Here is a 5,074-nt window from a genome sequence, read left to right as displayed (position 1 = left end):
CTCTCCCGCGCAGTTTGCGGGAGAGGGTGCGAGCCTACGCGAGCGGGTGAGGGCTCCCTCAGCCCAGCTGCGACAGCAGCGCGTCCAGCCCGTCCTGGTCCAGCCCCGACAGGGCGAAGTCCGACGGCGTGTAGCCGCCCGCCTGCGGATCGCGGCAGTGCGCCACCAGCTCGCGCAGCGCCCCCAGGAAGCCCTCGGCCAGCCGCTCCACCGTGGCGCGGTCGTGCACGCTGGGCGCGTACGTCCACGTCACCGACAGCCGGCCGCCCAGCACCATGGCGTCGATGGACAGCAGGTGCGTCCGCGGCGCCGACGGCGCGCGCAGGGCCCCCGAGTCCCCGGCGGACGGCGCCATCCGCGCGTCGCCCGCGGGGGCGGCCGCCACGCCGCCGTCCATCTGCCCCAGGTAGTTGAACGCCACCTGCGGCACGGGCAGCGCGGCCAGCGCGGCCCGCGTGGCGTCGTCCCCCATCCACCGCAGCAGGCCGAATCCAACGCCCTTGCGGGGCACGGCCCGCAGCTGCTCCTTGGCCGTCCGCAGGGCGTCGCCGGGCTGGGCGGGCGCGTCCAGGCGCAGGGGATGGATGGCCGTGAACCAGCCGGCCGTCCGCGACACGTCCACGCCCTCGAACAGCTCCTCGCGGCCGTGGCCCTCCAGGTCCACCCACAGGGCGTCCGCCCCCGTCCAGCCGCGGAACGCCCGCGCCAGCCCCGCCAGCAGCACGTCGTTCACCTGCGTGTTGTAGACGGGCGGCACGTCCGTCAGCAGGGCCCGCGTCTCGGCCTCGTCCAGCGCGGCCGTCACGTAGCCCGCCTCGCCCTGCGTGTTCGATCCGCCCGCGTGGTCCGTGGGAAGGGGCGCGAAGCCGGCCTGGGCCTGCCCCGTCCAGAACGCCAGCTCCCCGCGCGCCTCGTCGCTCACGGCGTGCTCCGCCAGCCGCTCCGCCCACGCCTTGAACGACGTGGACTTGGACGGCAGGGCGATGGGCTCGCCCGCCGCGGCCTGGCGGTAGGCCGTGTCCAGGTCCGCCGCCACGAACTGCCACGAGACGGCGTCCACCACCAGGTGGTGCGCCGCGACGAGCACCCGCTGGGGCGCGTCGCCCAGGTCGAAGAGGGCGATGCGGAACAGGGGGCCGTGCTCCAGGTCCAGCCCGCGCTGCACGCCCTCCGCCGCCCGCGTGAACGCCGCCTCGCGCCCGTCCGCGTCCACCGTCGACAGGTCGATGCGGTCCACGGCGGCCGCGTGCGGCGCGGGGATGTGCTGCGCCCAGCCCTCCGCCGTGCGCGTGTAGCGCATCCGCAGGGCGTCGTGGTGCGCCAGGACGGCGTCGGCCGCCGCCTGCAGCGCGTCCGCGTCCAGCCCGCCCGGCGCGTCGAACAGCAGCGACAGGTTGAACCAGGCCACGTCCGGGTGCTGCTGGTCAAAGAACCAGTGCTGCACGGGCGTGAGCGGCACGTCGCCCGTCACGGGGCCCTGCTCCGCCTGCGGGCCCGCGTCCGTGGCCACGGCCGCCAGGTCGGCGATGGTCTGGTGGACGAACATCTGCTTGGGCGTCACGCGCACGCCCAGCTGCGCCGCCCGCGCGATGATCTGGATGGAGAGGATGGAGTCGCCGCCCAGGGCAAAGAAGTTGTCGTGGATGCCCACGCGCTCCAGCCGCAGCACCTCGGCCCACAGCTGCGCCATCACGCGCTCGGCGTGCGTGCGGGGCTCCACGTACGCGTCGGCCGAGCGCGCGGCGCCCGGCTCCGGCGCGGGGAGGGCGCGGCGGTCCAGCTTGCCGTTGGGCGTGAGGGGGATGGCATCCAGCGGCACGAAGGCCGACGGCACCATGTAGTCCGGCAGCCGCGGCTTGAGGTGCGCGCGGAAGTCCTCCCCGTCCACTCCCTCGCCCACGACGTAGGCGATGAGACGGCGCTCGCCGCCGTCCTCGCGGGCCACGACGACGCAGTCGCGCACGGACGGGTGCTCGCGGAGCGCCGCCTCCACCTCGCCCGGCTCGATGCGGAAGCCGCGCACCTTGACCTGCGCGTCCGCGCGGCCCAGGAACTCCAGCACGCCGTCGCGCAGCCAGCGCACGCGGTCGCCCGTGCGGTACATGCGCGCGTCGCCGCCGGCGAACGGGTCCGCCACGAAGCGCTCGGCCGTGAGCTCCGGCCGGTCCAGGTAGCCGGCCGCCACGCGCCCGCCGCCGATGCACAGCTCGCCGGGCACGCCCGTGCCGCACAGCGTGCCCCGCTCGTTCACCACGTACAGCCGCGTGGCCCCGATGGGCCCGCCGATGGGCACCGTCACGGCGTCGGGGGCGACGGACTCCACCGCGTGCGCCGTGGCGAAGACCGCCGTCTCCGTGGGGCCGTACATGTGCAGCAGCCGGCCCGGCGCGCCGTGCTCCAGGCAGGCGCGCACGGCCCCCGCGTCCACCTGCTCGCCGCCGAACAGCACGGCCCGCAGCCCGGCGAACACGCCCGGCACCTCGCGCAGGTGGCGGTTGAACAGCTGCGTGGTGAGAAAGGCGATCTCGATGCGCCGCTCGCGCAGGGCCCGCGCGAAGTCCGGCGGCGACAGCAGCACGTCGCGCTCGACGCCCACGACGGTGGCGCCGTTCACGAGCGGCGCCCACACCTCGAAGACGGCCGCGTCAAAGGAGAGCCCCGCGCCCTGCATCACCCGGTCGCCGGGGCGGATCTCCAGGTAGTCCGCGCCCGCGAAGGTGCGGACGAGGGCCCCGTGCGTCGTCAGCACGGCCTTGGGGGTGCCGGTGGAGCCGGAGGTGTAGATGACGTACGCCACGTCGTCCGCCCCCACGGCCGGCAGCGCGGCGGACGCGTCATCCGCCCCGTCCTCCTGGCCGATGACGAGCGTGCGCGCCCCGCCGAAGTCCGTCTCCGCGCGGTCCGCGGGCGCCAGGACAAAGCGGGCGCCGCTGTCGCGCACCATGAACGCCAGGCGGTCCGCCGGATACTCGGGGTCCAGCGGCACGACGGCCGCGCCCGCGCGCAGGATGCCAGCGATGGCGGCCACCATGGCGGCGGACGCGTCGGTGGCCACGCCCACGCGGTCGCCGGCGCGCACGCCCAGCCCGTGCAGCCGCCGCGCGACGGCGTCGGCGCGGGCGCGCAGCTCCGCGTACGTCAGCGCCGCGTCGGCGTACTCCACGGCGGCGGCTTCGGGCGCGGCGTCGGCGCGCGCGTCCAGCTCGGCCACGAGGGTGGAGACGCGGTCCGCGCCGTGGTCGTTGGTGCCCCAGGCCAGCAGGGTCTCGCGCTCGGCGTCGGAGACGTGCGACAGCTCGGCCAGGAGGGCGTCGGGGCGGGCGCAGGCGCGCTCCAGGAGCACGCGCGTGTGCTCCATCATCCGCGCCATGGTCTCCTCGTCCCACAGGTCGCTGCTGTACTCGCACATGTTGGCGAGCCCGCCGCCCATCTCCAGCGTGGCGAAGGTGAGGTCGAACTTGGTGGCCTCGGTGTCCACCAGCGTCACCCCCGACTCCTGGAACACGGCGCGCAGGTTGAGCTCCGACGCGAACTCCGAGTCTTCCTTGTGGTGCTTGTCCTTGACGAAGGTGTGATGGAAGTACATCACCTGGAAGAGCGGGTTGCGCGCGGGGTCGCGCTCCACCTTGAGCTCGTCCAGCATCTTGTCGAACGGCAGGTCCTGGTGCGCGTCGGCGTTGAGCACGGCCGTGCGCACCTGCCGGATGAGCTCGCGAAAGGTCATCCGCTCCGCCAGCCGGGCCCGGATGGGCGCCGAGTTCACGAAGAAGCCGATGATGGGCTCCGTCTCGGCCCGGTTGCGGTTGCCCAGCAGCGTGCCCACGACGAGGTCGTCCTGGCCACTGTACTGGTGCAGCATGAGGTAGAAGCTCGCCATGATCACCATGTTCATGGACGAGCCCGTGTCCACGGCCACGGCGCGGACGCGGTCGGCGAGCGACCCGGGCCACACGAAGCGGTAGATGTTGCCGCGGTAGGTAAGCACGGGCGGGCGGGGCCGGTCCGTGGGCAGCTCCAGGGTGGGCGCGCCCTGCAGGTGGTCGCGCCAGTAGTCCACCTGCTGCCGCAGGGTGTCGCCCGTGAGGAACTCGCGCTGCCAGGCGCTGTAGTCGGCGTACTGCACGGCCAGCTCGGGCAGGGGCGAGGGCAGCCCGCGGGCGTACGCCTCGTAGATCTCCGTCATCTCGCGCATGAGGATGGGCATGCTCCACCCGTCCGTGACGATGTGGTGCACGTTGCACAGCAGCGCGAAGTCGGCGTCGCTCACGCGCACCAGGTGCACGCGCACGAGCGGGCCGTTGGCCAGGTCAAAGGGGATGGCCCCCAGCTGGCTGATGGTGCGGCGGATGGCGGCCTCGTCGGCGGCTTCGCCGTGGGGACCGCGGATGTCGCACATCTCCACCTTGAAGTCCCACGGCGGCTGCACGATCTGCCGCGGCTCGCCGTCCACCAGGCGAAAGACGGTGCGCAGGGCCTCGTGCCGGCGCAGCACCTCGCTGAAGGCGCGCTCCAGCGTGGGGATGTCCACGCGGGCGGAGACGAGCGAGGCGCCGGGAAGGTTGTAGACGGAGCGGCCGGGCTCCACCTGGTCCAGGAACCACAGGCGCTCCTGGGCCCACGACATGGGGTACGCGGGCCCGCCGCCGCGGCGCCGGATGACGTTGCGGGACTCGACGGGCTTGGCCTGTCCCCGGATGCGCTTTTCCAGGAGGAGGCGCTTGGCCTCGGAAAGCCGGTCGCGCGAGCGCGCGGAGGTATCAGCGTCCATCGTTGTCTATCGCTCGGAAGAGATTGGAAAGAATCCGCACCGGCACTCGTGCACTCCGGCGAAGCCCCAGCGGCGCCCCCTCCGCTCGCCCAGGCTCGCACCTCCCCTAAAACGCTGGGGGAGGTTGAACTGCCTTTCATCCGGATGGGACGGCCCTCGCCGGCAGCGGCGCGCCCCCCATCCCCTGCCCTTCCCCCATGAACAGAATGGGGGAAGGGGGATCACAAATCCTGCACGACGGCGGGGAGTCTGCCGGCCCGCCAAGAGGCCCCCTCCCCCCGCCCCCTGCCCCCGCTGTCGCGGGGG

At 73.9% G+C, this 5,074-nt stretch carries 1 protein-coding gene; it reads right to left on the bottom strand.

Annotated features, from left to right (window positions below):
* Nucleotides 1–58: 58 nt before the first annotated feature.
* Nucleotides 59–4,768, bottom strand: coding sequence for a non-ribosomal peptide synthetase (locus VFZ20_RS01945; RefSeq protein WP_329682131.1), 4,710 nt, complete (start codon nt 4,766–4,768; stop codon nt 59–61).
* Nucleotides 4,769–5,074 lie beyond the last annotated feature (306 nt).

The sequence above is a fragment of the Longimicrobium sp. genome (assembly GCF_036280135.1).
GTDB lineage: Bacteria > Gemmatimonadota > Gemmatimonadetes > Longimicrobiales > Longimicrobiaceae > Longimicrobium.
This window is presented reverse-complemented; position numbering and strand designations above follow the sequence as displayed.

Bases quoted from the DNA above. Each gene is read 5' to 3' on its own strand.
- VFZ20_RS01945 (WP_329682131.1), bottom strand. From the start codon at position 4,768: ATGGACGCTGATACCTCCGCGCGCTCGCGCGACCGGCTTTCCGAGGCC.